This window comes from Pseudomonas sp. FDAARGOS_380 (assembly GCF_002591235.1).
In the GTDB taxonomy this organism is placed as follows: Bacteria; Pseudomonadota; Gammaproteobacteria; order Pseudomonadales; family Pseudomonadaceae; genus Aquipseudomonas; species Aquipseudomonas salmasensis.
Genome location: NZ_CP023969.1, coordinates 6224093 through 6248939, shown reverse-complemented (window position 1 = coordinate 6248939; position 24847 = coordinate 6224093). Strand labels below are relative to the sequence as shown.

The window sequence follows — 24847 nt, the reverse complement described above, 5'->3', positions numbered from 1 at the left end:
AAACGTCAACGGTTACGCGGGCATTCAGGTTGCACGCGGTGTCTGTGAGTTTTTCGCGAGCAAGCTCGCTCCTACACAAAAAAGCGGGCTAGCCGAGCCGTTTCATCCCCGCTGCCTTGGCCGCGTTCAGATCAAAGGTGGCGGTGTACTCGCAGCCCGCCGCATGGCCACAGCGTTCAACCAGGCAGTCGGCAAAGTCGGCTTTGCCTGCGGTGAACTTGCGCAGTGCCTGCCAGATGATATCGGCGTGCTCGACGGTCAGCTCCCGCGTGTGCAACAAGGTTTCCAGCACCATTACCACGTCGCTTTTGGCCGACTGGTAGCAGGACTGCAACACCCACACCAATTCCGTAAGGGTTACCAGGCTGACAAAGCCTGGCGAGGCGGCGGTGAGCGATTCGATCAGTTGGGATGCTTTAGCGGATTGAACCGGGTCGTCCTGGGTCACATAACGCACCAGCACGTTGGTATCCAGGCCAATCATCCAGCGGTTGCTCCCTGGGCCGCGATGGCGCGGTTCATGTCTTCGATAGACACGGCATGGGCGGGCTTGCGGATCAAACCCTTGAGGTCTTTGACGGTTTTGCTCGCGGCAATCATGGAAAACTTGCCGTCTTCCATTTCAACGAATTCCACCCGGTCGCCTGTTTCCAGGCCCAGGGCCGTCCTGACCTGGACAGGGATGGTGATTTGCCCTTTTGAAGTGAGTGTGGCGGTGGCCATAGTGAAGATCTCCATCGTGATATTCCTTACCATAGGGTAAGGAATGACAGAGGACAATATCCGTTGGTCCATAGGTCGCTCGCTGAGGTGGGTGAGTTGGAAGGAATAGTAAAACCCTAGCCCGAACACTCGAACCTCACACGCCGGGACATGCCCCAAACAGATACAAACTATGACCGACCGCCGCTAGCTCATTGCACCACGCGGTAGCACGGTACATAGGCCGCGCCGCCTGGCAACTTCATGCGGTGCTGGGCCACGAAGGCCTTCAGCAGCTCATCCAACGGTTTCATGATGGCCGGGTCACCGTGAATCTCATACGGGCCGTTTTCTTCGATCAGGCGAATGCCCTTGTCCTTGACGTTACCCGCCACAATCCCGGAGAACGCCCGGCGCAGGTTGGCCGCCAGTTCATGGGCCGGCAGCGCGTGGTTGAGTTGCAGGCTGGCCATGTTTTCGTGGGTGGGGTCGAACGGGCGCTGGAAGCCTTCGTCGATCTTCAGCAGCCAGTTGAAGTGGAACGCGTCGTTACGCTCGCGGCGGAACTGCTTCACCGCCTTGAGGCCAGTGGTCATCTGGCGGGCCACTTCAGCCGGGTCGTCGATGATGATCTGGTAATGCTTCTGCGCCGCTTCGCCCAGGGTGGCGCCGACGAACGCGTGCAATTGTTCCAGGTACGGCGCGGCATGTTTGGGCCCGGTGAGTACCACCGGGAACGGCAGGTCGCGGTTGTCCGGGTGCATGAGGATGCCCAGCAGGTACAGGAACTCCTCGGCCGTGCCGGCGCCGCCGGGGAAGATGATGATGCCGTGACCGACACGCACGAAGGCTTCCAGGCGTTTTTCGATGTCCGGCAAAATCACCAGTTCGTTGACGATGGGGTTCGGCGCTTCGGCAGCGATGATGCCTGGCTCGGTCAAGCCCAGATAACGACCATTGGTGATGCGTTGCTTGGCGTGGGAAATAGTCGCGCCTTTCATCGGGCCTTTCATCACGCCGGGGCCGCAACCGGTGCACACGTCGAGACTGCGAAGGCCCAGTTCGTGCCCGACTTTCTTGGTGTATTTGTATTCTTCGGTGTTGATCGAATGGCCGCCCCAGCACACCACGATCTTCGGCTCCACACCCGGGCGCAGCGTACGGGCGTTGCGCAGCAGGTGGAACACGTAGTCGGTGATGCCTTGGGAGTTGCTCAGGTCGATACGCTGGCTGTCCAGCTCGTTCTCGGTGTAGACGATGTCGCGCAGGGCGCTGAACAGCATCTCGCGGGTGCTGGCAATCATTTCGCCATCGACGAAGGCATCGGCCGGGGCGTTGAGCAGTTCCAGGCGCACGCCACGGTCTTGCTGGTGAATACGCACTTCAAAGTCTTTGTAGGCGTCGAGGATGGTCTTGGCGTTGTCGATATGCGCGCCGGTGTTGAGAATCGCCAGGGCGCATTGGCGGAACAGGGTGTAGATGCTGCCGGTACCGGCTTCGCTCAGTTGCTGCACTTCACGTTGGGACAGGGTTTCGAGGCTGCCCTTGGGGCTGACGGAGGCGTTGATGACTTGACGTTGGGGCATTCTGATTCCTTGAAAGCATAGCCACCGCGCCCGCTTGGGGGCGATGGCTTGAGAAAGGTGAGCGCCACTTAAGGTCGCACGAGACGGATATTTACCTCAGGCGCAAGGCCGAGCGCAAATGCCGTCCAACACCATCATGCCGCAGAACTTACTGAATCAGCTTCCAGTTTTTGTAGAAAACCCGACGCAGGGTAAAGACCAGGCCGGCAAACCCTGCGATCACGGCGTTGAGCACCGAGGGCAGCAAGGTCGGGCGCACAATATCAATGAACAGGCAGTAGCGTTTGGCGTCGTTTTTGTTGAAGGACGCGTGCATCAGCGTGTCATCGAATATAAACAGCGGGTCGTCGTGCCAGTAGTGCTTGTGCTTGCCCACCTGGATATACACGCCCTCATGGTGCGGTGCCGGCGCCATGTTGTAGAGCACACGGAACATCATGCGCAGGGGGCCGAAGTGGAACGACGTCGAGCGGTTCTCGTTGAACACCGAGACGCCGATGGTTTTCACGAACGGCAGTTTCTTGCGCAGTTGCGGGATATCCAGGGTGGTTTCGATCGGGCGACCGTACCACTGGAAGAACAGCATGCCGCGTTTCTTCTCGGCCATGCGCTCGTCCAGGTAGCTGATGATTTCATCCTTGCGAGCCATGGCGTCGTCGATCACCTGTTGCAGGTCTTCGCGCCAGGCCGGTGGCAGGTCGTTCAGGGTGTAGACATGCCGGTTGCGGCTGCTGAGCAGGTCGAGCAGGGTGTTGAACGGTGCCAGCACCCAGGTATTACGGCCGTTGCCGATAAAATACTTCTTGATGGTGTCGCGGTCGTACAGGCCGTTACGCAGGAAGTCATAAACGCCGCAGCACACCACCAACAGCAGAAACACCAGGCAACTGCGCGGGAAACAGTAGATCAACAGCAGAACGCCGAGCACCCAGGCCAGGGACACCAGCTTTTTGCCGACAGCATTTTTGCTCATGAAACGAGGCTCCAAAGCCGAAATATATCGAAACAATATCGTCATCATAGGGCTTTATCAGGCTCGCAGGCGTTTTTAAATAGGATGAAATTGTGAAGCCGCTGCACAATTTGTAACCGTTGCCGTGCAGGCTCCGACGTTTTGTGGATTGAATTTTGAGAACAGAAGATTTGCGACTATCGTGACGCTTCGGTTTTTCGGACGTCATAGACCGGTACGATTGAAGTTGAATGGCCACTATTGGCCTTCGGCACCTTGGAAGAGGCAGAAATTTTTATGATCATCAAACCGCGGGTTCGTGGCTTTATCTGTGTGACCGCTCACCCTGTTGGCTGTGAAGCGAACGTCAAAGAGCAGATCGACTACGTAACCAAAAACGGCGTCATCGAAGGCGGCCCTAAAAAGGTACTGGTCCTCGGTGCCTCCACCGGCTACGGCCTGGCCGCGCGCATCAGTGCTGCGTTTGGCTGCGGCGCCGACACCCTGGGCGTGTTTTTTGAGAAAGAAGGCGAAGAAGGCAAACTGAGCTCCGCCGGCTGGTACAACAGCGCGGCGTTCGAGAAGTTTGCCGTGGAAAAAGGCCTGTACGCCAAGAGCATCAACGGCGACGCGTTCTCTGACGAGATCAAGCGCCTGACCATCGAAACCATCAAGAAAGACCTGGGCAAGATCGACCTGGTGGTCTACAGCCTGGCCGCGCCACGCCGTACCGACCCGCAAGGCGTGGTACACAACTCCACCCTCAAGCCAATCGGCAAAGCTGTGACCTTGCGCGGTATCAACACCGACAAGGGCGTGGTGGTCGACACCACGCTTGAGCCTGCGACCCAGGAAGAAATCGACGGTACCGTGAAGGTCATGGGCGGCGAAGACTGGCAGCTGTGGATCGACGCCCTGCGTGACGCCGATGTATTGGCCGAAGGCGCCAAGACCACCGCGTTCACCTACCTCGGTGAGAAGCTGACCCAGGACATCTACTGGAACGGCTCCATCGGCGAAGCCAAGAAAGACCTGGACAAGAAAGTTTTGACCCTGCGCGAAAACCTCGCTGCGCTCAAGGGCGACGCCCGCGTGTCGGTGCTCAAGGCCGTGGTCACCCAGGCCAGCTCGGCGATCCCGATCATGCCGCTGTACCTGTCGCTGCTGTTCAAGGTGATGAAAGAGCAGGGCACCCACGAAGGCTGCATCGAGCAGGTCTACGGCCTGTTCAAAGACAGCCTGTACGGCAGCCAGCCGAAACTCGACGCCGATGGCCGCCTGCGTGCCGACCTGGCCGAGCTGGAACCGAAGGTCCAGGACGCCGTGGCCGCACTGTGGAACCAGGTGACCGACGACAACGTCAACGAGATCAGCGATTTTGCCGGTTACAAGGCTGAGTTCCTGCGCTTGTTTGGCTTTGAAGTCGACGGCGTGGATTACGACGCGGATGTGAACCCGACCGTCAAAATCCACGGCCTGATCCAGGCTTAAAACCATCGCCTTCTTGTAGGAGCGAGCTTGCTCGCGAAAAACGTCAACGATACCGCGTGCTTGCTGAATGAACGCGGCGCCTTTGAGTCTTTCGCGAGCAAGCTCGCTCCTACACTGACTTGCGCCGCGTTTTTTTCAGACACGTCTTACGCCCCGGCGCGCGCCTCCCTCTTGTAGATCTGTCAGACTCCAGCTGCTATCAAGCCACGCTAACGGAGGATCTGATGACGATTCGTGCAGTAGTTTTTGATTTCGGCGGTGTCCTGTTCGACTGGAGCCCGCAGCACCTGTACCGCCAGCTGATTGCCGACGACGTCGAGCGTCAGTGGTTTCTCGACACCATCTGCACCCAGGACTGGAACACCGAGCAAGATGCTGGTCGCTCCCTGGCCGAAGCCACCCGCACCCTGATTGCCCAATACCCCGAACACGAGACCTTGATCCAGGCTTATTACAAGCGCTGGCCCGAAATGCTACGCGGTGAATTGCCCGAGGGCGTGGCGATTCTCAAGGCGTTGGACCAAGTTGATATGCCGCTGTTCGGGCTCACCAACTGGTCAGCTGAAACCTTCCCTTACGCCCAGGCCAACTACCCGTTTCTGGAGCGTTTTCGCAATATTCTGGTGTCCGGCAAGGTGAAGTTGATCAAGCCTGACCCGGCGATCTACCACGCCAGCCTCAGTCAGGTGCGTGAACACTTGCCAGACATCCAGGCCAGTGAAGTGGTGTTCATCGACGACGTCGCCGGCAACATCGACGCCGCCATCGCATTGGGTTGGCAGGGCATTCACCACGTATCGGCCGAGCGCACCGCCGCGCGTTTGCGTGAGCTGGGCGTAGCGTTCTAGCGCGCCCATTTCTCCATCACAAAGTCGACGAACGCCCGCAGCTTGGGCAGGCGGTAGCGGTCCTGGCGATACATCAGGTGCATCGGGCGGCTGGGCAGTTTATAGGTGGTCAACAAGGCCACCAGCTTGCCGCTCGCAAGGTCCGGTTGCACCAGGGCATCGGCCAGCATGGTGATGCCCATGCCGTTGATGGCGGCCTGGCGCAAGCCTTGGGAACTGTTGATGGTCAATGAGCCGGACACCGGCACCTCGACTTCACCTTCATCGCCAGTCATGCGCCAGAGTTTATCGGTGTCGCGCCAGTTGTCGTTGGCGGGGTAGGCAAACGCCAGGCAGTCATGTTGCTGCAGGTCGGCCGGGGTTTGCGGTGTGCCGCGTCGCGCCAGGTAGGCAGGGGAGGCGCAAAGGGTGAGGGTGTAGGCCTGCAGGGGCCGGGCGATCAGGCTGGAGCTTTCCAGTTCGCCGAGACGGATCGCCACGTCAAAACCGCTGTCGACCAGGTCCATGCGCTCATTGCTCATCACCACGTACAGGTCGATAAGGGGGTAGCGCTGGGCGAACTCACTCAAGGCCGGCACCAGGCGTTCAGTGCCGAACACCGGCGGCGCGGTGATGCGCAGGCTGCCTTTGGGGGTTTCGCTGTGGACCTGCTCGGCCAGTAGCTCCGAGTCGGCCACCAGCCCCAGCACTTCCAGGCAGCGCTGATAATACTGCCCGCCAAATTCGGTGAGGTTCTGTTTGCGCGTAGTGCGTTTGAGCAGGCTGACGCCAAGCCGTTGCTCCAGCGCCCGCAGATGGTTGCCCACCATGGTGGTCGAGATTCCGCATTCCTGCGCGGCGGCGGTCATGCTGCCGGTTTCGACGACTTTCACGTACACCGACATTGCCTGGAACAGGTCCATTATCAAGCCCTGGTTTAAAGTTATTGCAGCGATTCTACGTTTATCCAGCAAGGGTGGTTAACCATACTGGATCCACCCCAACGATGCACTGGAGCCGCCACCATGACCGCCGCCTGCCTGATGAGCACTTATCAACCCCTGGCCCTGAGCTTCACCCGCGGCCTGGGCACGCGCCTATGGGACCAACAGGGCCGCGAATACCTGGACGCCGTGGCCGGCGTGGCGGTGACCAATGTCGGCCATTCCCACCCAAGGTTAGTAGCCGCCATCAGCGAACAGGCCGGCTTGCTGCTGCACACCTCCAACCTCTACAGCATCGACTGGCAACAACAATTGGCCCGGCGCCTGGCCCAACTGTCCGGGCTGGACCGAGCGTTCTTCAACAATTCCGGCGCTGAAGCCAACGAGACGGCGCTGAAGCTGGCGCGCTTGCATGGCTGGAAAAAAGGCATCGAACAGCCGCTGGTGGTGGTGATGGAGAACGCCTTCCACGGCCGCACGCTGGGTACCATGGCCGCCAGCGACGGACCATCGGTGCGCCTGGGGTTCCAGCGCCTGCCCGGCGATTTCATCAAGGTTGGCTTTGGCGACATGGCGGCTCTGGAGGCGCTCACCGCACAGTTCGGCACGCGCATTGCGGCGGTGTTGCTTGAACCGATCCAAGGCGAAAGTGGCGTGTTGGTGGCGCCGTCGGGGTATCTGAAAGCCCTGCGCGAGCACTGCACGCGCCACGGCTGGCTGATGATGCTCGACGAAATCCAGACCGGCATCGGGCGCACCGGCACCTGGTTTGCTTTCCAGCACGAAGGCATCGTGCCGGACGTGATGACCCTGGCCAAAGGCCTCGGCAATGGTGTGCCCATCGGCGCCTGCCTGGCCCGCGCCGCCGTCGCAGAGCTGTTCACCCCAGGCAGCCATGGCAGCACCTTTGGCGGCAACCCGCTGGCGTGTCGCGTCGGGTGTACGGTGCTGGAGATTATCCAGGAGCAAGGCTTGCTCGAAAATGCCGCACGCCAGGGCGAACACTTGCTGGCGCGGTTGCGCATGGAGTTGGAGGAACATCCCCAGGTGCGGGCAATTCGTGGCAAGGGCCTGATGATCGGTATTGAGCTGGCCAGCCCTTACCGCGACCTGGCCCAACGGGCGGCGCAGGAGCATGGGCTGTTGATCAACGTCACGCGGGGCAAGATCATTCGGCTGTTGCCGCCGCTGACGTTGCAAGGCAAGGAAGTAGAAATGATCGTGCGAGCCATCACCCGTCTCCTGGATTGAAAAAGTGTGGGAGGGGGGGGCGATGCTCGTTCCCACGCTCTGCGTGGTAACGCCTCCTGTGACGCTCTGCGTCACGCCTTAAGAGCCAGCCCTTTCAAGGTCTTTTCGTTTTGGCAGCCTTGATTACCCTGTCCGTTGAAACATGCGCATTCACCGCCTTGCCTTGCACCCATGTCTTGGGTTTAGGCACCTTGGGGCCGCGGGGACTTTTCGCAACTTGTTTGGGTTGGATGTTTCTGGCCAGCTCCAACAAACGCTGGGCCAACTTTTCCACAGGGATGGCGGGAAGATATTCCGAGGGAAGTGCAATCTGCATTCCCTCATAACCACTCCTGACCTGGACCGCCAAGTGATAGATCGAGGCTTCCCAGCCATCAGGCTGGGTCTCCCGATGGGCTTGCTCCACGCTTCGCTTGAGTACGGCCAGGACGTTGTAGGCCAACACTGCCGTAGTGAACCCGAGCAAGGCGGCCTTTGGGCTGCCGAGAGTTTCGATTTCACTTTCCAGGATCGCTTCCAGTCGCTGGAACATACCTTCAATGCTCCAGCGGCGGCGATAGAGTTGCGCGATCTGCTCAGCGCTGACGCTTTCAGGCAGGTTGCTCCAGAACATCAAGCTGCTGTCACCCGAGTCTGTTGGCGAATGAAGCGTCAGTTCGACGCGCCGACATTGGTAACCGCCTCTGACCTGGATGATCTGCTCACGCACAGAGCCTGTTTCCACAGGCACGGGTTCTTGCCACTCACCCTCTTGAATCAGGCGTGGATGTTTGGCTTGCTGGCGAATGACAAAGGACGTCTGGACCTGCTCACAAGCTTCCATTACCGGAAGCGTGCAGTAGAGTCGGTCAGCCAGCCACACCTGGCCCGGTTCAGCATTAGCCAACAGAGGCAACACGCAAACGCGCTCGCTGGCGTAGGCATCCTCACATGCCTGAAGGTCGATGACCTGATCGAGATCAGGATCGTAGACCACTACCGAAAAACCGGGACGAGCCGCACCTCGCTCCTGGCGTAAAGCCCCCAGACGCTTCTCAGTGGATGCCAGGTGATTGCCGTCTACCACGCGAACCTGCCAGTCCGGCAGCATCGTCGTGCAGCCCAGTTCTTTGATGGTTGGAGTCAGTCGTTGCGCACTACCGGTGACCAGAGCGCGCAATAGCTCGGGTTCTGTACGACTGATTTTGTCGTAAAGCGCCGCCAAGCTGACAGGGAGATCTTCCAGTTGCCGCGCAGCGGCGTGCAGGGATGGCTTCAAGCCCAATGAAACAAGGGACATCAGCTTGATTATGGTCGAGAACAGTAGTTCACGAGAATACTGCCGTTGCCGATGTTCTTCGAAGACCTGATCGACCCACTCAGGTGCAATAGCTTGTTCCAGCGCCAATTTGGCCATGACGCTGGCGGGTGCTTTTTTCTCGAAACGCGCTAGAACATCGGCCCACATCGTTTGGGATCCCTGAATGAAATTTCAGGGGATTTTACCGAAGACCTTGAAAGGGATGGCCTTAAGAGCGGACGCGGAGCGTCCAGGGCAGCATTCCCACGCGGAGCGTGGGAACGATCAGGGGGAGGGGCCATTGAGCCATTCCTGGTTCATGGTCTCCGTATCGCCCAAGTATTCCAGCAACCACGCCATGGCCGGCGACAGCTTGTTCTGCGCCCACGCCACACACGACGGGCTGGCCGGAAATGGCCGGCTCAATTGCAGCGCCACCAGTTCACCGCGCTCGATCCACGGCAACACCTGATGGGCCGGCGCCATGCCCACACACAGCCCATCGCGCAGGCAATCCAGGGCCGACGCCCAGTTGGGCACCACCAGGCGGCGCTGGTTATCCAGGGTCCAGGTGTCGCGCTTGGGCAGGTTGCGTGAGGTGTCGGTCATGCACAGCGAGGCAAAGGGGCGCAGTTGGTCATCACTGAGCAAACCTTGCACCGCCGCCAGCGGGTGCCGGGCGCTGACCACGCACAGCCAGTTCAACAGGCCCATGTCGCGGAAGCTGAAGTGGCTGGCCACTGGCACCGCGCTGGTGGCGCCGATCACGATGTCGGTGCGTTCATCCGCCAGCGCATCCCACACGCCGTTGTACACCTCGTATTCGAGCAGCAATTCCACTTCGGGAAACTGCCGATAGAAGTCGAGCACCAACTGCCGGCAGCGTTGGGGTTTGACGATCGAGTCCACAGCCACCTTCAACTGGCCACTCCAGCCATTGGCCACCTGTTGGCACAGGCGCCGGGTGCCGAGCATTTTTTTCATCACGCCGCGGGCTTCGTCGATGAATAAACGCCCGGCGGGGGTCAGTTCCACGTCGCGATGCCGGCGCACAAACAGCGGCACGGCCAGCCATTCTTCGAGCTGGCGCACGGTGTAACTGATGGCCGAGGGGACGCGGTGCAGTTCCTGGGCAGCGGCGCTGAAGCTGCCGTGACGGGCGACGGCGTCGACCACATCCAGGGACTATTCTGACCACATAGCGGCTGCCTTCAAAATTATTGATGAGAGTGTCCAATTATTATCGCTTCACACAAATATTGTCAGCTTCATAATGGGCGCCAGTCAGCAAATAGTTTGATGGCAGTATTTACAAGGCTTCGATGAAAAATTCTTTTGGTTTTACTTGGTATCTGGCGGGGCTGAGCATGCTCGGTTATCTGGCCATGGACATGTACTTGCCGGCGTTTGGCGCCATGGGCGAGCAGTTGAATATTGGTGCTGGCGCGGTGGGCGCCAGCTTGAGTATTTTCCTCGCAGGCTTTGCAGTGGGGCAGTTGCTGTGGGGGCCGCTCTCGGACCGCCTGGGGCGCAAGCCCATCCTGCTGGCGGGCCTGAGCCTGTTTGTGCTCGGTTGCCTGGGCATGTTCTGGGTCGAAACCGCGCCGCAGCTGCTGGCCTTGCGCTTTATGCAGGCGATTGGCGTATGTGCCGCCGCCGTAAGCTGGCAGGCCTTGGTGATTGACCGCTACCCGGCCGACAAGGCCCACCGCGTCTTCGCCAGCATCATGCCGTTGATGTCACTGTCCCCGGCCTTGGCACCGCTGTTGGGGGCCATAGTGCTGAATCACTTCGGATGGCAGGCGATCTTCGGCGTGTTGCTGGTGGTGTCGTTGCTGCTGCTGGTGCCGACCCTGTTCTTGCGCAACATGCCCAAGCGTCTGGAGCACAAGGGCAGCCCGGTGCGCCTGGGCTATGGGCAATTGCTCACCTCGCGGGTGTTTACCGGCAATGTGATGATCTTCGCCGCCTGTTCGGCCAGCTTCTTCGCTTGGCTGACGGCCTCGCCGTTCATCCTCGGTGGCATGGGCTACAGCCCCAATGACATCGGCCTCAGCTATGTATTGCCGACCCTGGCGTTTCTCATCGGCGGCTACAGTTGCCGCAGCGCCTTGCAGCGCCTGCCGGGTAAAACCCTGCTGCCGTGGTTGCTGGTCGCCTACTGCTTGAGCATGGTGGCGTTGTACCTGGTGGCCACCTTGAGCGTGCCGACCCTGACCACCTTGTTGATCCCGTTCTGCCTGATGGCGCTGTGCAACGGCGCCAGCTACCCGATTGTGGTGGCGAATGCGCTGATGCCCTTTGCAGAAAACTCCGGCAAGGCGGCGGCTCTGCAAAATACCCTGCAGTTGGGCCTGTGCTTCTTGGCCAGCCTGTTGGTGTCGTCGATGATCGAGCAACCGCTGTTGATCACGGTGATTGTGATGCTGGCGACGGCGCCGTTGGCGGTGTTGGGGTATTGGCTGGCACGCCCGAAGGGCAATTCTTCAGAGTTGGCAAGCGCCTGAGCTGATAACTCGGTCAAAAAATGTGGGAGCGGGCTTGCTCGCGAATACGGTGTGTCAGCCGGCACATTCGGTACTGACACACCGTATTCGCGAGCAAGCCCGCTCCCACATTTGGAGTCGGTTTCATCAGTGGTTAGAACGTGACTTCCATGTTCAACGTCGGCGTTGAGGTGCGGCTGCCACGGCCACCGTCCACGCCGAATTTGTTATGCCAGTACTCATACCCCACCCCCAGGTACAGGTTCGGCTTGACGCTTTTACCCGGCCGCACCGCCACCATCAGCGCTGTACGCATCAGCGCTTCCGCTGCGGTATCGCGGCCATGGTAATCCTCGCCTTTCTCTCCGACGTAGTTAATGAACCCCTGAAATTTCGCCGCATGGTTACCGATTTCGAACGGTCGCATCCACGTCAGATTGAGCATGTAGGTGTCGTCGAAGGTGTGGTTCGACTCCTGCGCGCCGGGAATGCCGGTGTGGTTCTTTTCCTTGTAATACATCAGGCTCAGGTCCAGTACGCCCACAGTGTTGAACTTCAACGTGGGGCCAATCACCAGGGCGCGCTTCTTGGCGGAAGCGAAGTTGTTGTTGCGGTTGGCGTCGAAGCCCAGGGTCAGCGCGTAATCCTTGATCAGCCCGGTGCCTGGCGGCAGGTCGAACACGCGTGAGGCATACAACTGATGCCGGTACACGGCGTACACCTCGCTGCCACCGTGGTCGGTGCCCTTGCGCGGGTCGCTGCTGTCGGACAGGAACACATCGAGGTTGAGGAAATTGCTGCCGTAACGGTAGCCGCTGGCGTGGGTAAAGCTGTAGATGCGCTTGCTGAAGTCGTCGGGGTTGTTGGGGTTGGTGAAGTGCTGCCCGTAGCGAAACCCGACGCTGTTGTTCATCCATTCCACCGCGACAGCCTCCCCGCCGCCCAGAAGGGTTAATGCGACGGTGGCGCCCTGTAGTGCCTTTTTCATTCTTTTTGTCCTTTGGCGTTCTGGCTCGTGACGGCCGGATTGTTTTTGTAACGCCGTTGGAGGGTATCTTGTTCGATTGATTGTATACAACTCTATGGACATACAGTCTTAACATTGCATACAGTGAGCGCACAACAAAAACAGAGAACCCCTCACCATGACTATCCCGAAAGCGTCACCGCAGCGGCCCGAAGATGAAAATCTGGGCGTCGCCGCCAACATGGCTTACGGCCTGCAGCATGTGCTCACCATGTATGGCGGCATCGTCGCTGTGCCGTTGATCGTCGGCCAGGCCGCCGGGTTGTCGCCGGCGGATATCGGCCTGCTGATTGCTGCATCGCTGTTTGCCGGTGGCTTGGCCACGCTGCTGCAAACCCTGGGCCTGCCGTTCTTCGGCTGTCAGTTGCCGCTGGTGCAGGGCGTGTCGTTCGCGGGTGTGGCGACCATGGTGGCGATTGTCGGCAGCGACGGTGCCGGTGGCGTGCCAGCGATTCTCGGCGCGGTGATGGCCGCGTCCTTTATCGGCTTGTTGATCACACCGGTGTTCTCAAGGATCACCAAGTTTTTCCCGCCGCTGGTGACGGGCATTGTGATTACCACCATCGGCCTGACCCTGATGCCCGTAGCGGCGCGCTGGGCCATGGGCGGCAACAGCCGGGCGGCGGATTTTGGCAGCATGTCCAACATCGGCCTGGCTGCGCTGACCCTGGTGCTGGTGCTGCTGCTGAGCAAGATCGGCAGCGCAACCATCTCTCGCTTGTCGATCCTGCTGGCGATGGTGATTGGCACGGTGATCGCGGTGCTGCTCGGCATGGCGGACTTCTCTGGCGTCATGCAGGGGCCGATGTTCGGTTTCCCCACACCCTTTCACTTCGGCATGCCCACCTTCCATGTGGCGGCGATCATTTCCATGTGCATCGTGGTGATGGTGACGCTGGTGGAAACCTCGGCGGACATCCTGGCGGTGGGTGAGATCATCGACACCAAGGTCGACTCCAAGCGCCTGGGCAACGGCTTGCGTGCCGACATGCTGTCGAGCATGTTCGCGCCGATCTTCGGTTCGTTTACCCAGAGCGCATTCGCCCAGAACGTCGGCCTGGTGGCAGTGACCGGGGTTAAGAGCCGGTTTGTGGTGGCCACCGGCGGGGTGTTCCTGGTGGTGCTTGGCCTGTTGCCATTTATGGGCCGGGTGATCGCGGCGGTGCCCACCTCTGTGTTGGGCGGCGCCGGGATTGTGTTGTTCGGCACGGTGGCGGCCAGCGGGATTCGCACGCTGTCGAAGGTGGATTACCGCAACAACATGAACCTGATCATCGTTGCCACGTCTATCGGCTTCGGCATGATCCCCATCGCCGCGCCGAGCTTCTACGATCAGTTTCCAAGCTGGTTCGCGACCATCTTCCACTCGGGCATCAGCTCGTCGGCGATCATGGCGATTTTGCTGAACCTGGCGTTCAACCACTTCACCGCCGGCAACTCGGACCAGCAGTCAGTGTTCGTGGCAGGGACTGAGCGCAGCTTGTGCTTTCGCGACGTGGCCGCGTTGCGCGATGGGGATTACTACCGGGGTGGGAAGTTGTTTGATGCAGAGGGCAAGGAAATTCCGCTGGTAGCGGATACCTCAAAGAAAGCCGCAAAACCCGAAACCACTGAGGTTTAAACAGGTAGGAGCGAGCTTGCTCGCGAAAAACGTCAACGATGACGCGTGCTACCTGAATAAACACGGCGTCGATGAGTTTTTCGCGAGCAAGCTCGCTCCTACAGAGGGCGGATTTCAACCCGCTTTGAGGGCTTTGTGCGGCAACGAACACGCCTCATCCAAAAACTTCACCACCGTCCCCATGCACGCCTGGCGTTCTTCCACATGGGGCATGTGGCTGGAGTCTTCAAACAGTGCCCAGCGCACGTTCTCTATCTCATCCAGGAACGGCTTGACCACCAACGGTGTGGCTTCGTCGTGCCGGCCGGAAATCACCAGGGTTGGCACCTTGATGGCTGACAGGCGGCCAATCACGTTCCAATCCTTCAAGCTGCCGATCACGTGGAATTCGGTCGGGCCGCTCATGGCGTGGTACACCGTCGGGTCGGCATCCACCTGGGCGAAGGTGCGCGCCACTTCTTCGGGCCACGGGTTGACCCGGCACACGTGCTGGTCATAGAAAATCCGTGAGGCCGCCAGATATTCCGGGTCTTGGTAGGTGCCGGCCTGCTCGTGCTTGAGCAGGGTTTCGTGCACGCCTTCAGGCAACAGCTTGCGCAGGCGGTTGGCTTCGCTGACCCAGGTGCGCATGCAGGTGGGCGAGTTGGCAGGAATAAACGCGCGCAAGCCCTTGGGTTGCAAGATCGCGTGCTCGCTGCCGAGCATGCCACCCCAGGATTGCCCGAGGATCGCGTAGTTCTCGCTGATTTGCAGGTGGTCCAGCAGGTTGTTCAACTCGTCGAGGAACAGGCCGATGGTCCAGAACGACGGGTCTTTTTCTGGCAAGTGCGTGGAGCGGCCGTTGCCCAACTGGTCGTAGTGGATGACCGCATGGCCGCTGGCGGCGACGTCCTTGAAGGCGTCGACGTAATCATGGGTGCAGCCCGGGCCGCCATGGATGATCACCAAGGGCGTGCGGCCTGTGCTCAGGTCGCCCGTGACGCGATACCAGGTCTGATAGGCGCCAAAGGGCGCGTAGCCTTCGCGAACTTTTTCGATGAATTCCATTTCGTACCCTGCTCTGAAAAAAAGGATCAGGGTTACGATAGTCTGAACAAAAAGTTTAGGTAACTAGCAAAACAGATAGGTTTTTGCCCAAAGCTCAACCTTCCAGCAAGCGGTAATGGGTGGCCCGAACCACTGCCTGAACACGGTTTTTGGCCCCCAATTTGTGCATCGCCGAGGCCAGGTGCAGGGTCACCACCGCCAGGGAACGGCTCAATTGCGTGGCGATTTCGGCGGCGGTCAGGCCTTCAGCCGCCCATTTCAGGCATTCGCGCTCGCGCTTGGTCAGGCGGATGTGCGGATAAGCCCGCACCTCCTTGCTGAACAGCGGGTACGCCGCTTCCTGGAGGGCATGGGTAATCAGGCTGAAATCGGCCAGGGTATGTTGGGCGTCCTTCAATACCGTGCGCGCCTTGCCGGTGCGTAAGCCGGTGAGCGAGGCAAAACCGCCCTTGGGCAGATGAATCGGCACACTGACGCCGCAGGTCAGCTGGCGTTCATGCAGGTAGGAAGAAACGGGGGCGTGGCAGGGGTCGATGATCTTTTGCAGGGCCGTCTCGGTCTTGGCCTCATAGGACCAGACAAACGGTGATACCGAACTCAGTGCCAGGTGTTGCACCGGGTCGATCTGGTAAAACCCTTCGCTGCACCATAAGGCGTGCCAGTCGGCCGGCGTGTTGCGCAGTTGCAACAGCGAGGGGGTGATCAGTGCGCCGTCGAGGTCGATGGGCACCGGGCTGTAGTCATACACCAGGGCATCGAAGCCCAGTTGTTGGGCAAGGATAAACGTATTGTCCATCTGTTCATCCAGGCTCCTGCCCGGTATGAGGCGATTATTGAAGGCGGTCAGCTTGGCCAGCATCCGTTCTGCTCCCGAATTCATTTGAATCTCGACTTGCTGCAAGTAGAATGCCACGCCCCGGCGAAGGACTGCCAGGCCAAACCTATAAGAAATACTAGGTTATGGACGCACGGCATCCTCGGTAGTGTTGACCTGATAAACGGCCGCTACCCGCCAGGCCGATACAACACAAGGAATGTATGCATGTGGCGTGAAATTGCCCCCGACCAGCAGTACAACGTGCAAGTCGACGGCCATAACCTCGTGGTCTACAGCTTTGGCGAAGGCGATGAGGTGCTGCTGTGTCTCAACGGCGGGCCGGGCCTGCCGTGTGACTATCTGCGCGACGCCCATGGCTGGCTCAAAGCACATAACCTGCGAGTGGTTGCATTCGACCAGCTTGGCACAGGCGCATCAGCCAGACCGACCGATGCCGCACTGTGGGAAATCCGCCGTTATGTCGAAGAAGTCGAGACCGTGCGCCAGGCGCTGGGCCTGGGCCGCGTGCATTTGCTCGGGCATTCCTGGGGCGGCTGGCTGGGGATCGAATATGCCGTGCATTATCCCGGTGCGCTCAAAAGCCTGATCCTGGAAAACACCGTCGGCGACATTCCCCACCTGTCCCAGGAACTGGAACGCCTGCGCGGCGCCCTGGGCAGCGAAACCGTGGCCATGATGCAACGCCATGAAGCCATGGGCACCCTCGACCACCCGCAGTACCAGGCCGCCATCACCTTGCTCAACTACCGCCACGTGTGCCGCCTCGACGAATGGCCGGAGCCGGTCAAGCGCTCCCTGGCCGACTGGAACATGGGGCCTTACGAAACCATGCAAGGCCCCAACGAGTTCCTCTATATCGGCAACCTCAAGGACTGGAACCGTCTCAAGGAAATGGCCGAGTTCACGATGCCGATCCTGATCACCACCGGCCAGCATGACGAACTTACTCCCGCCTGTGCGATGCGCATGAAACTCGCGGCACCCCATGCCGAGTTGCATGTGTTCCCCAACAGCAGTCATATGCCGTTTTACGAGGATCCGCAGGCGTACTTCCCGGTGCTGCTGGACTTTCTCGCTCGCCACCGAGGCTGACGCATGAACCTGGCGCGCTACCGTTTTGTGTTGTCCCGGCCCCTGCAATTGCTGCCGGTGCTGCTGGGCATCAGCCTGATCACCTTCGTGCTGGTGCGCTCGATTCCTGGCGACCCGGCGCGCGCCTTGCTGGGTTCGCGCAGCACGCCGGATGCGCTGTTGAAGATCCGCGCCCAGTTCGGCCTCGACCAGCCCTTGTGGCTGCAATACTTTTACTTCCTGAAAAACCTGCTCAAGGGCGACCTCGGCCAATCGCTGCTGTACAAGGTCGACGCTCTCAAACTGATCGTCACCCGCATCGAGCCGACCCTGGTGCTGGTGCTGGGCAGCGTGGTGCTGGCTTTGTTGATAGCGGTGCCACTGGCGACGATTGCGGCGCGCCAGCAAGGCCGTTGGGCGGACAAGCTGATCCGCGTGTTCACCACGGTCGGCCTGGGCATGCCGGCGTTCTGGCTGGGGTTGATGCTGATCCTGCTGCTCAGCGTGAAATGGGGCTTGTTCCCGGTGTCCGGTTACGGGCGCACCTGGCTGGACAAGGCGCACCATATGCTCTTGCCGTGCCTGACCATCGCCCTGGCGCTGTCGGCGGTGCTGGTGCGCAACCTGCGGGCGAGCATGTTGATGGAGTTGCAGGCAGACCATGTCACCGCCGCACGTGCGCGCGGGCTGCCTGAAGGCGCAGTGTTTCGCCGGCATGTACTGCCCAATGCCCTGGTGCCGGCGGTCAACCTGCTGGCCGTCAACATCGGTTGGCTGATCAGCGGTACGGTGGTCATCGAAAGCCTGTTCGCGATTCCAGGCATCGGCCAATTGCTGGTGCGCGGCATTTTCACCCGTGACTACATGGTGGTGCAGGGCGTGGCGATGGTGCTGGCCTGTGCCACGGTGGTAGTCAACTTCCTGGCCGACTTGGTAACCGTGGCCCTCGACCCACGGGTGAAGATGCAATGAGCAGCCGCCCCATGATTGCCCCGTGGCGCTTGCGCCTGCGCTTTGGTTTTCGCAATGGCCGACTGACCGCCGCATGGGGGTTGTTGATCCTGTCCGCGTGGTTGGCCCTGGCGCTGTTTGCGCCGTGGGTCGCGCCCTACGACCCCATCGCGCAGGACACCAGCATCAGTTTGCTGGCCCCCAGCCTTGCCCATCCGTTGGGTACGGACAATTACGGCCGGGATATCCTCTCGAGGGTGATCTGGGGCGCGCGCATCGACCTGCAACTGGCGGTGATCGGAGTGATCTTCCCGTTCATCATCGGCACCTTTATCGGCGCGGTTTCGGGTTACATCGGCGGGCGTTTCGACAGTGTCTGCATGCGCGTGATCGATGTGGTGCTGGCGTTCCCGTTCCTGGTGCTGATGCTGGCGATCATGGCCATCCTCGGGCCGGGCTTGCAGAGTTTTTACATCGCCATGGCGCTGGTGGGTTGGGTGTCGTACGCACGCCTGATTCGCTCGCAGATCCTGGTGCTCAAGGAAAGCGAATTCGCCCTGGCCGCCAAGAGCCTGGGCTTTGGCCATGGGCGCATTCTGTTCCGGCATTTGCTGCCCAATGCGCTGTTTGGTTCCATTGTGTTTTCCATGTCCGACGCGGTACTGGTGCTGCTCAACGGCGCCGCCGTCAGTTACCTGGGCCTGGGGGTGCAACCGCCGACCGCCGAATGGGGGACGATGGTGGCCGAAGGGCAAGCCTTTATCACCACCGCCTGGTGGATCTGCACCTTCCCGGGCCTGGCCATCGTGACCTTGGCCATGGGCTTCAGCCTGTTGGCCGACGGAGTTGCGCAGGTATTGGGAGAGCGCTCATGAGCCTGCTGCAGGTGCGCGACCTCAGTGTGATCGCCAACAATGCCGGGCGTGATATCACCTTGGTGGACAGGGTGTCGTTCGACCTGGCCGAAGGTGAAATCCTCGGCCTGGTGGGCGAGAGCGGTTCGGGCAAGACCATGGCCTGCCGCGGCTTGATGCGCCTGCTACCGTCACCCAATCTGCGCGTGCAGGGCGGCGCGGTGCGGTTGGCCGGCCAGGACCTGCTGGCGCTGGATGATGCCGGTATGCGCACCGTGCGCGGCGGGCAGTTGGGCATGGTCTTCCAGAACCCCAGCAGCCACCTCGACCCGTTGATGCGCATCGGTGAGCAAATCGCCGAGGGCATCCGCCTGCACCAAGGCGCGTCGAAAAAAGACGCGCGCGTGCAGGCGATCGAGGTATTGCGTCAGGTCGGGATTCCCGACCCCCAGGCGCGGGTCGACAACTACCCCCATGAGTTTTCCGGTGGCATGCGCCAACGCGCCATGATCGCCGTAGCCCTGGGCTGCAACCCGAAGGTGTTGATCGCCGACGAGCCGACCACCGCCCTGGATGTGACGGTGCAGGCGCAAATCCTGCGGCTGTTGCTCGACCTGCGCGACCAGCGTGGCCTGTCGATCATCATGATCACCCATGACCTGGGCGTGGTGGCGCAAACCTGCGATGCCATCGCCGTGATGTATGCCGGGCGCCTGTGCGAGCACGGCAGCAAATACGAACTGCTGGCCCAACCGCAACATCCGTATACCGCAGGCCTGATCGACTGCCAGCCGGCCCACAGCAGCGGCCATGCGTTGTTGCGCACCATTGCGGGCCAGCCGCCGTTGCTCGATGCATTGCCCGACGGCTGCCGCTTCCACCCGCGCTGCCCACAGGCCGGCGCCTTGTGCACCGAGTTGCTGCCCCAGGGCGCACGCGTGGCCTGTCACTATCCGTTGGGAGAGCGCCCATGAGCCTGTTGCAGATCAAGGATCTGGAGGTGCGCTTTGCCGCGTCCGGCAGCGGCCTGCTGGGCCTCAACCGCCAGTGGGTGAGGGCGGTGAACGGGGTGTCGCTGAACCTCGCCGCCGGGGAAACCCTGGGGTTGGTGGGCGAGTCCGGCAGTGGCAAGAGCACCCTGGGCCGGGCAATTTTGCACCTCAACCCGATCAGCGCCGGGCAGGTGCTGTTCGACGGTATCGACATGGCCCATGGCAGCGCTATCGACATTGCCCGGCTGCGGCATGAAACCGCGATGATTTTCCAGGACCCGTACGCAGCGCTGAACCCTCGGCATTCCATCGGCGAAACCCTGGCCGAAGTGCTGCGGGTACAGCGCAAAGTAGCGGTGACGCAGATTCCCGCGCGCGTCAACGAACTGCTGGAACTGGTGGGCCTGCGCCCCGAACTGGCGACGCGTAAGCCGGGCTCCCTGAGTGGCGGCCAGTGCCAGCGCGTGGGGATCGCCCGGGCGCTGGCGGTGGAGCCACGCCTGATCATTGCCGATGAATGCGTGGCGGCACTGGATGTGTCGATCCAGGGCCAGATCATCAACCTGCTGCTGGAACTGCAACAGCGTATGAACCTGGCGATCCTGTTTATCGCCCATGACCTGGCCATCGTGCGGCGCCTGTGCGACCGCGTGGCCGTGATGTACCTGGGCAAGATCGTCGAGGAAGGGCCGGTGGAGGCGGTGTTTACCGCGCCCCGTCACCCGTATACCGCGGCGTTGATCCAGGCCATCCCGGAGATCGATCCGCACCGCCCATTGCCAGCCCAGCCATTGCCCGGCGAGCCGCCCAGCCCGCTGAATCTGCCGACAGGCTGTGCCTTCCACCCACGTTGCCGGTATGCGCAAACCATGTGTTCCACGGTATTGCCCCCCACCCAATTCCTGCACGAGCATCGGTACAGTTGCGTGCTTGAAGACCCTTTGCTTTGACCCTCTGCCATTCATTAACAAGGAGTTGTGATATGCACTCGCGCCACTTGAAATTGCTCGCCGCCGCTACCCTCACGGCCTGGTCGCTGACCGCCGGCCTGGCCCAGGCCGCCGGTGTACTCACCATCGGCTGCCGTGAAGACAGCACCACCTTCGACCCGATCAAAAGCGCGCAAAACCGCGACACCTGGGTGTTTGCCAACGTCTACGACACCCTGGTGCGCGTGGATAACCTGGGCACCAAGATGGAGCCGGGCCTGGCCGAAAGCTGGGACATTTCCAAGGATGGCCTGACCTACACCTTCAAGCTGCGCGAGGCGAAGTTCTCTGACGGCTCGCCGATCACCGCCGCCGATGCTGCGTTCAGCCTGCTGCGCATCCGTGACAACAAGGCCTCGTTGTGGAGCGACCCGTTCAGCCTGATCAACACCGCCACGGCCAGCGATGCCAAGACCCTGGTGGTCACCCTGAAAACCCCGGCGGTGGCTTTCCTCTCGCAACTGGCGTCGCCAACGGTATCGATCCTGTCGGAAAAAGCCATGACCACGATGGGCGAAGACGCCTACTCGGAAAACCCGGTGACCTCCGGCGCATTTACCGTGGACGAGTGGCGCAAGGGCGACCGTGTGATCCTGAAGAAAAACCCGAATTTCTGGCAGGCCAGCAGCGTGAGCCTGGACGGCGTGGAATGGGTGTCGGTGACCGATGACAACACGCGCATGCGCATGGTGCAGAACAACGAACTCGACACGGCGATCTTTGTGCCGTTCTCCCGGGTGCAAGAGCTGAAAAAAGACCAGAACGTGGTGATCCACGCCGACCCGTCCACCCGTGAAGATCACCTGTTGATCAACCACGAGCACGGCCTGTTGGCCAAGCCTCAAGTGCGCCAGGCCCTGGACATGGCCATCGACAAGCAATCGCTGGTCAAAGCCGTCACTTACGGTCAAGGCACCGTGGCTTATTCCTACATTCCAAAGGGCTCGCTGTACCACTACGCCAACAACCTGCAACGCCCGTACGACCCGGCCGAAGCCAAGAAGCTGCTGGCCGCTGCGGGTGCCCAGGATTTGAAGCTCAACTACGTGGTCAACGCCGGCAACGAGGCCGACGAGCAGATCGCGGTGATCATCAAGGACCAACTGGCCAAGGTCGGCGTGACTGCCAACCTGGAGAAAGTCGACCCCACCCAAAGCTGGCAGATGCTGGTAGACGGTGAGTACGATATTTCGGTGATGTACTGGACCAACGACATCCTCGACCCCGACCAGAAAACTACCTTCGTGCTGGGCCATGACACCAACCAGAACTACATGACCCGCTACAAGAACGACCAGGTCAAGGCATTGGTGGCGGCCGCGCGAATCGAGGCAGACCCGGCCAAGCGTGAGCAGATGTATGTGGAGTTGCAGAAGCTGGCCAAGCAGGATGTGAACTGGATTGACCTGTACTACAGCCCGTATATCAACATCTCACGCAAGAACGTAAGCAACTTCCTGCAGAACCCGTTGGGGCGTTTCACTCTGGAGGAAGTGGTCAAAAACTGAGATTTTAACTACACCACAAAACAAAGGTGGGAGCAGGCAAGCCAGCTCCCACCTTTGTTTTGCGGGGTGTCAGGGCTTATTGCGCATCGAATGCCTGGCCATTGATGCCCGCACTGTCCGGCCCCATCAGGTACAGGTACACCGGCATGATCTCTTCCGGTGCTGGCCTTTCCATCGGGTTTTCGCCGGGGTACGCCTGGGCGCGCATGCTGGTGCGGGTACCGCCCGGGTTGATGCTGTTGGCGCGCACTGCGGCCACGTCTTCCAGCTCATCGGCCAGGGTTTGCATCAAGCCTTCGGTAGCGAACTTGGACACCCCATAGGCACCCCAATAAGCACGACCCTTGCGCCCGACGCTGCTGGAGGTGAACACCACCGACGCATCCTGGGACAGCTTGAGCAACGGCAGCAACGTGCTGGTCAGCATGAACATCGCGTTGACGTTCACATGCATCACCCGCATGAAGTTCTCGCCGGACAACTGCTCGATGGGCGTGCGTGGGCCGATGATCGAGGCGTTGTGCAACAGGCCGTCGAGGTGGCCGAATGCCTTTTCGATCATTGCTGCCAGCTCATCGTATTGATGGGGCAGGGCGGTCTCCAGGTTGAACGGGATCACCACCGGCTGCGGGTGGCCAGCGGCTTCGATCTCGTCATACACCTGGGCCAGGTTGGCTTCGGTCTTGCCCAGCAACAGCACGGTGGCGCCATGGGCGGCATAGGTTTTTGCCGCTGCCGCACCAATCCCGCGACCGGCGCCGGTCACCAGGATGGTCCGGCCTTTGAGCAGTTCTGGCGGTGCAGAGTAATCAAACATAAAAAGCCTCGACAAAATTCAAGGTGATACACCACTTGAAGTGGAATCCATTTCCTGTGGGAGCTGGCTTGCCTGCGATGGCGGACTACCTGTCGCCAAATGTGCTGGCTGGCAGGCCGCTATCGCAGGCAAGCCAGCTCCCACATTGATCTCAGTGTTGTTGAGATCTTCGAGCCATCAGCAACTGCACAGCGCGTTATCCAGCACCTTGCGCAATTCCAGCGGGTGATCCACCACCACGTCCGCGCCCCAGTGGCGTGGGTTGTCGTCCGGATGTATATAGCCGTAGGTGACCGCCGCCGTGCGTGTACCGGCGTCGCGGCCGGATTCGATGTCGCGCAGGTCATCGCCCACGAACAGCACGCTGGCCGGGTCCAGGTTGAGCATCTTGCACGCCAGGATCATCGGCTCCGGGTCCGGCTTGCTGTTTTTCACATGGTCTGGGCAGATCAGCACGGCCGAACGCTCGGCCAGGCCCAGGCGCTGCATGATCGGTTCGGCAAAGCGCACCGGCTTGTTGGTGACGACGCCCCAGATCAGCTTGGCTTTCTCGATGTCTTCCAGCAGCTCGGCCATGCCGTCGAACAGTTTGCTGTGCACTGCGCAATCCTTGAGGTAACGCTCCAGGAATTCCTGGCGCAGTTCCTCAAAGCCCGGCGACTCCGGGTCCATCGAGAACGTCACGGCGACCATCGCCCGCGCACCACCGGAAATTTCATCGCGGATGTGTTCGGGGTTGATCGGCGCCAGGCCACGGTCGGCGCGCATGGCCTGGCAGATGGCGATAAAGTCCGGCGCGGTGTCCAGCAGGGTACCGTCCATGTCGAAGAGAACCGCTCGCAACTTCACAGGCTTACTCCTCGCGCAGGGTCTGGATCATGTAGTTGACGTCAACGTCGTTGGCCAGCTTGTAGTGCTTGGTCAGCGGGTTGTAGGTCAGGCCGATGATGTCCTTGACGGTCAGCCCGGCCTGGCGGCTCCAGGCACCCAGCTCGGAAGGGCGGATGAATTTCTTGAAGTCATGGGTGCCGCGCGGCAGCAGCTTCATGATGTATTCGGCGCCGATGATCGCGAACAGGTAAGCCTTGGGGTTGCGGTTGATGGTGGAGAAGAACACCTGGCCGCCGGGCTTGACCATGCGGAAACAGGCGCGGATCACCGAGGACGGGTCTGGCACGTGTTCGAGCATTTCCAGGCAGGTGACCACGTCGAACTGCTCGGGCATTTCTTCGGCCAGGGCTTCGGCGGTGATCTGGCGGTATTCGACGCTCACGCCGGATTCGAGCTGGTGCAACTGGGCCACGGCCAGCGGCGCTTCGCCCATGTCGATGCCCATGACGGTGGCGCCGCGCTGGGCCATGGCTTCGCTGAGGATGCCGCCGCCGCAACCGACGTCCAGCACCTTCTTGCCGGCCAGGTTGACGCGCTCGTCAATCCAGTTGACCCGCAGAGGGTTGATGTCGTGCAGGGGTTTGAATTCGCTCTCGCGGTCCCACCAGCGGTGGGCCAGGGCTTCAAACTTGGCGATTTCGGCGTGGTCGACGTTGCTCATGGTGAATCCTCTGAATCTGATAAGTCGGTGTGTCGCGGCTGAACCCAAGGCCTCAGCCGCGT

The 24847-nt window shown here is 60.6% G+C and carries 24 protein-coding genes; 11 read left to right on the top strand and 13 right to left on the bottom strand.

Annotated features, from left to right (window positions below):
* Window positions 1-88 precede the first annotated feature (88 nt).
* The 4 genes from CRN80_RS29055 to CRN80_RS29040 form a co-directional block, all read right to left on the bottom strand.
* Window positions 89-484: a PIN domain-containing protein gene (locus tag CRN80_RS29055; RefSeq protein ID WP_032892813.1), complete on the bottom strand. Its 396-nt coding sequence runs from the start codon at window positions 482-484 to the stop codon at window positions 89-91.
* On the bottom strand, window positions 481-738 hold the full coding sequence (locus CRN80_RS29050; protein ID WP_032892812.1) for an AbrB/MazE/SpoVT family DNA-binding domain-containing protein: 258 nt from the start codon (window positions 736-738) through the stop codon (window positions 481-483). The genes CRN80_RS29055 and CRN80_RS29050 overlap by 4 nt, the downstream gene beginning before the upstream one ends.
* Window positions 739-914: 176 nt before the next feature.
* Window positions 915-2288, bottom strand: coding sequence for a nucleotide 5'-monophosphate nucleosidase PpnN (gene ppnN / locus CRN80_RS29045; RefSeq protein WP_032892811.1), 1374 nt, complete (start codon window positions 2286-2288; stop codon window positions 915-917).
* A gap of 148 nt (window positions 2289-2436) precedes the next feature.
* Complete coding sequence (locus CRN80_RS29040; RefSeq protein ID WP_056791828.1) at window positions 2437-3261, bottom strand: aspartyl/asparaginyl beta-hydroxylase domain-containing protein; 825 nt, start codon at window positions 3259-3261, stop codon at window positions 2437-2439.
* Between the two features lie 276 nt (window positions 3262-3537).
* Here CRN80_RS29040 and fabV point away from each other — a divergent pair, with 276 nt between their 5' ends.
* Both fabV and CRN80_RS29030 read left to right on the top strand, forming a co-directional pair.
* The gene (gene fabV, locus CRN80_RS29035) at window positions 3538-4731 is read left to right on the top strand and encodes an enoyl-ACP reductase FabV (protein ID WP_098952717.1); all 1194 of its coding nucleotides are present in this window, start codon (window positions 3538-3540) and stop codon (window positions 4729-4731) included.
* Window positions 4732-4955: 224 nt separating this feature from the next.
* A complete protein-coding gene (locus CRN80_RS29030; RefSeq protein WP_098952370.1) occupies window positions 4956-5579 on the top strand; it encodes an HAD family phosphatase in 624 nt (207 codons plus the stop codon).
* Here the strand turns inward: CRN80_RS29030 and CRN80_RS29025 are convergent.
* Window positions 5576-6481, bottom strand: a complete 906-nt coding sequence (locus CRN80_RS29025; RefSeq protein ID WP_098952368.1) for a LysR family transcriptional regulator — start codon at window positions 6479-6481, stop codon at window positions 5576-5578. The genes CRN80_RS29030 and CRN80_RS29025 overlap by 4 nt on opposite strands.
* A gap of 102 nt (window positions 6482-6583) precedes the next feature.
* Here CRN80_RS29025 and CRN80_RS29020 point away from each other — a divergent pair, with 102 nt between their 5' ends.
* Window positions 6584-7753 carry an aspartate aminotransferase family protein gene (locus CRN80_RS29020; protein WP_098952367.1) on the top strand — a complete coding sequence of 390 codons (1170 nt, stop codon included), beginning with the start codon at window positions 6584-6586 and terminating at the stop codon, window positions 7751-7753.
* Between the two features lie 94 nt (window positions 7754-7847).
* Here the strand turns inward: CRN80_RS29020 and CRN80_RS29015 are convergent, their stop codons facing one another.
* Together CRN80_RS29015 and punR are read right to left on the bottom strand one after the other, a co-directional pair.
* Window positions 7848-9149: an IS4 family transposase gene (locus CRN80_RS29015; protein ID WP_098952603.1), complete on the bottom strand. Its 1302-nt coding sequence runs from the start codon at window positions 9147-9149 to the stop codon at window positions 7848-7850.
* A 168-nt stretch (window positions 9150-9317) separates the two neighbouring features.
* Window positions 9318-10214, bottom strand: a complete 897-nt coding sequence (gene punR / locus CRN80_RS29010) for a DNA-binding transcriptional activator PunR (RefSeq protein WP_256588894.1) — start codon at window positions 10212-10214, stop codon at window positions 9318-9320.
* 140 nt (window positions 10215-10354) lie between these two features.
* Between punR and punC the strand changes: the two genes are divergently transcribed.
* Window positions 10355-11539: a purine nucleoside transporter PunC gene (punC, locus tag CRN80_RS29005; protein WP_098952365.1), complete on the top strand. Its 1185-nt coding sequence runs from the start codon at window positions 10355-10357 to the stop codon at window positions 11537-11539.
* A gap of 133 nt (window positions 11540-11672) precedes the next feature.
* On the opposite strand, the gene CRN80_RS29000 is transcribed toward punC, so the two are convergent.
* A complete protein-coding gene (locus tag CRN80_RS29000; RefSeq protein ID WP_047710354.1) occupies window positions 11673-12506 on the bottom strand; it encodes a nucleoside-binding outer membrane protein in 834 nt (277 codons plus the stop codon).
* A gap of 157 nt (window positions 12507-12663) precedes the next feature.
* Between CRN80_RS29000 and CRN80_RS28995 the strand changes: the two genes are divergently transcribed.
* Complete coding sequence (locus CRN80_RS28995; protein ID WP_032892803.1) at window positions 12664-14166, top strand: nucleobase:cation symporter-2 family protein; 1503 nt, start codon at window positions 12664-12666, stop codon at window positions 14164-14166.
* A gap of 114 nt (window positions 14167-14280) precedes the next feature.
* On the opposite strand, the gene CRN80_RS28990 is transcribed toward CRN80_RS28995, so the two are convergent.
* Together CRN80_RS28990 and CRN80_RS28985 are read right to left on the bottom strand one after the other, a co-directional pair.
* Window positions 14281-15213, bottom strand: coding sequence for a proline iminopeptidase-family hydrolase (locus tag CRN80_RS28990; RefSeq protein WP_032892802.1), 933 nt, complete (start codon window positions 15211-15213; stop codon window positions 14281-14283).
* Window positions 15214-15307: 94 nt separating this feature from the next.
* Complete coding sequence (locus tag CRN80_RS28985) at window positions 15308-16072, bottom strand: LuxR family transcriptional regulator (RefSeq protein WP_032892801.1); 765 nt, start codon at window positions 16070-16072, stop codon at window positions 15308-15310.
* Window positions 16073-16255: 183 nt separating this feature from the next.
* On the opposite strand from CRN80_RS28985, the gene CRN80_RS28980 reads away from it, so the two are divergent.
* Genes CRN80_RS28980 through CRN80_RS28955 form a run of 6 tightly spaced genes read left to right on the top strand, consistent with a single transcriptional unit; the run spans window position 16256 to window position 22416 of the window.
* On the top strand, window positions 16256-17143 hold the full coding sequence (locus tag CRN80_RS28980) for a proline iminopeptidase-family hydrolase (protein ID WP_098952363.1): 888 nt from the start codon (window positions 16256-16258) through the stop codon (window positions 17141-17143).
* A gap of 3 nt (window positions 17144-17146) precedes the next feature.
* On the top strand, window positions 17147-18094 hold the full coding sequence (locus CRN80_RS28975) for an ABC transporter permease (RefSeq protein ID WP_032892800.1): 948 nt from the start codon (window positions 17147-17149) through the stop codon (window positions 18092-18094).
* Window positions 18091-18948, top strand: a complete 858-nt coding sequence (locus CRN80_RS28970; RefSeq protein ID WP_098952361.1) for an ABC transporter permease — start codon at window positions 18091-18093, stop codon at window positions 18946-18948. The genes CRN80_RS28975 and CRN80_RS28970 overlap by 4 nt, the downstream gene beginning before the upstream one ends.
* Entirely contained in the window at window positions 18945-19901 is a 957-nt protein-coding gene (locus CRN80_RS28965; RefSeq protein ID WP_098952359.1) for an ABC transporter ATP-binding protein, read from the top strand. Before CRN80_RS28970 ends, CRN80_RS28965 begins: the two co-directional genes overlap by 4 nt.
* Window positions 19898-20869, top strand: coding sequence for an ABC transporter ATP-binding protein (locus tag CRN80_RS28960; protein WP_098952357.1), 972 nt, complete (start codon window positions 19898-19900; stop codon window positions 20867-20869). The genes CRN80_RS28965 and CRN80_RS28960 overlap by 4 nt, the downstream gene beginning before the upstream one ends.
* Window positions 20870-20901: 32 nt before the next feature.
* Entirely contained in the window at window positions 20902-22416 is a 1515-nt protein-coding gene (locus CRN80_RS28955) for an ABC transporter substrate-binding protein (protein ID WP_098952355.1), read from the top strand.
* 76 nt (window positions 22417-22492) lie between these two features.
* Here the strand turns inward: CRN80_RS28955 and CRN80_RS28950 are convergent, their stop codons facing one another.
* The 3 genes from CRN80_RS28950 to ubiG form a co-directional block, all read right to left on the bottom strand.
* The gene (locus CRN80_RS28950) at window positions 22493-23233 is read right to left on the bottom strand and encodes a YciK family oxidoreductase (RefSeq protein WP_003189758.1); all 741 of its coding nucleotides are present in this window, start codon (window positions 23231-23233) and stop codon (window positions 22493-22495) included.
* A 177-nt stretch (window positions 23234-23410) separates the two neighbouring features.
* Window positions 23411-24082 (bottom strand): N-acetylmuramic acid 6-phosphate phosphatase MupP, encoded by a 672-nt coding sequence (mupP, locus tag CRN80_RS28945; RefSeq protein ID WP_032892795.1) that lies wholly within the window; start codon window positions 24080-24082, stop codon window positions 23411-23413.
* Window positions 24083-24086: 4 nt separating this feature from the next.
* Complete coding sequence (gene ubiG / locus CRN80_RS28940; RefSeq protein WP_003189760.1) at window positions 24087-24785, bottom strand: bifunctional 2-polyprenyl-6-hydroxyphenol methylase/3-demethylubiquinol 3-O-methyltransferase UbiG; 699 nt, start codon at window positions 24783-24785, stop codon at window positions 24087-24089.
* Between the last annotated feature and the right edge of the window lie 62 nt (window positions 24786-24847).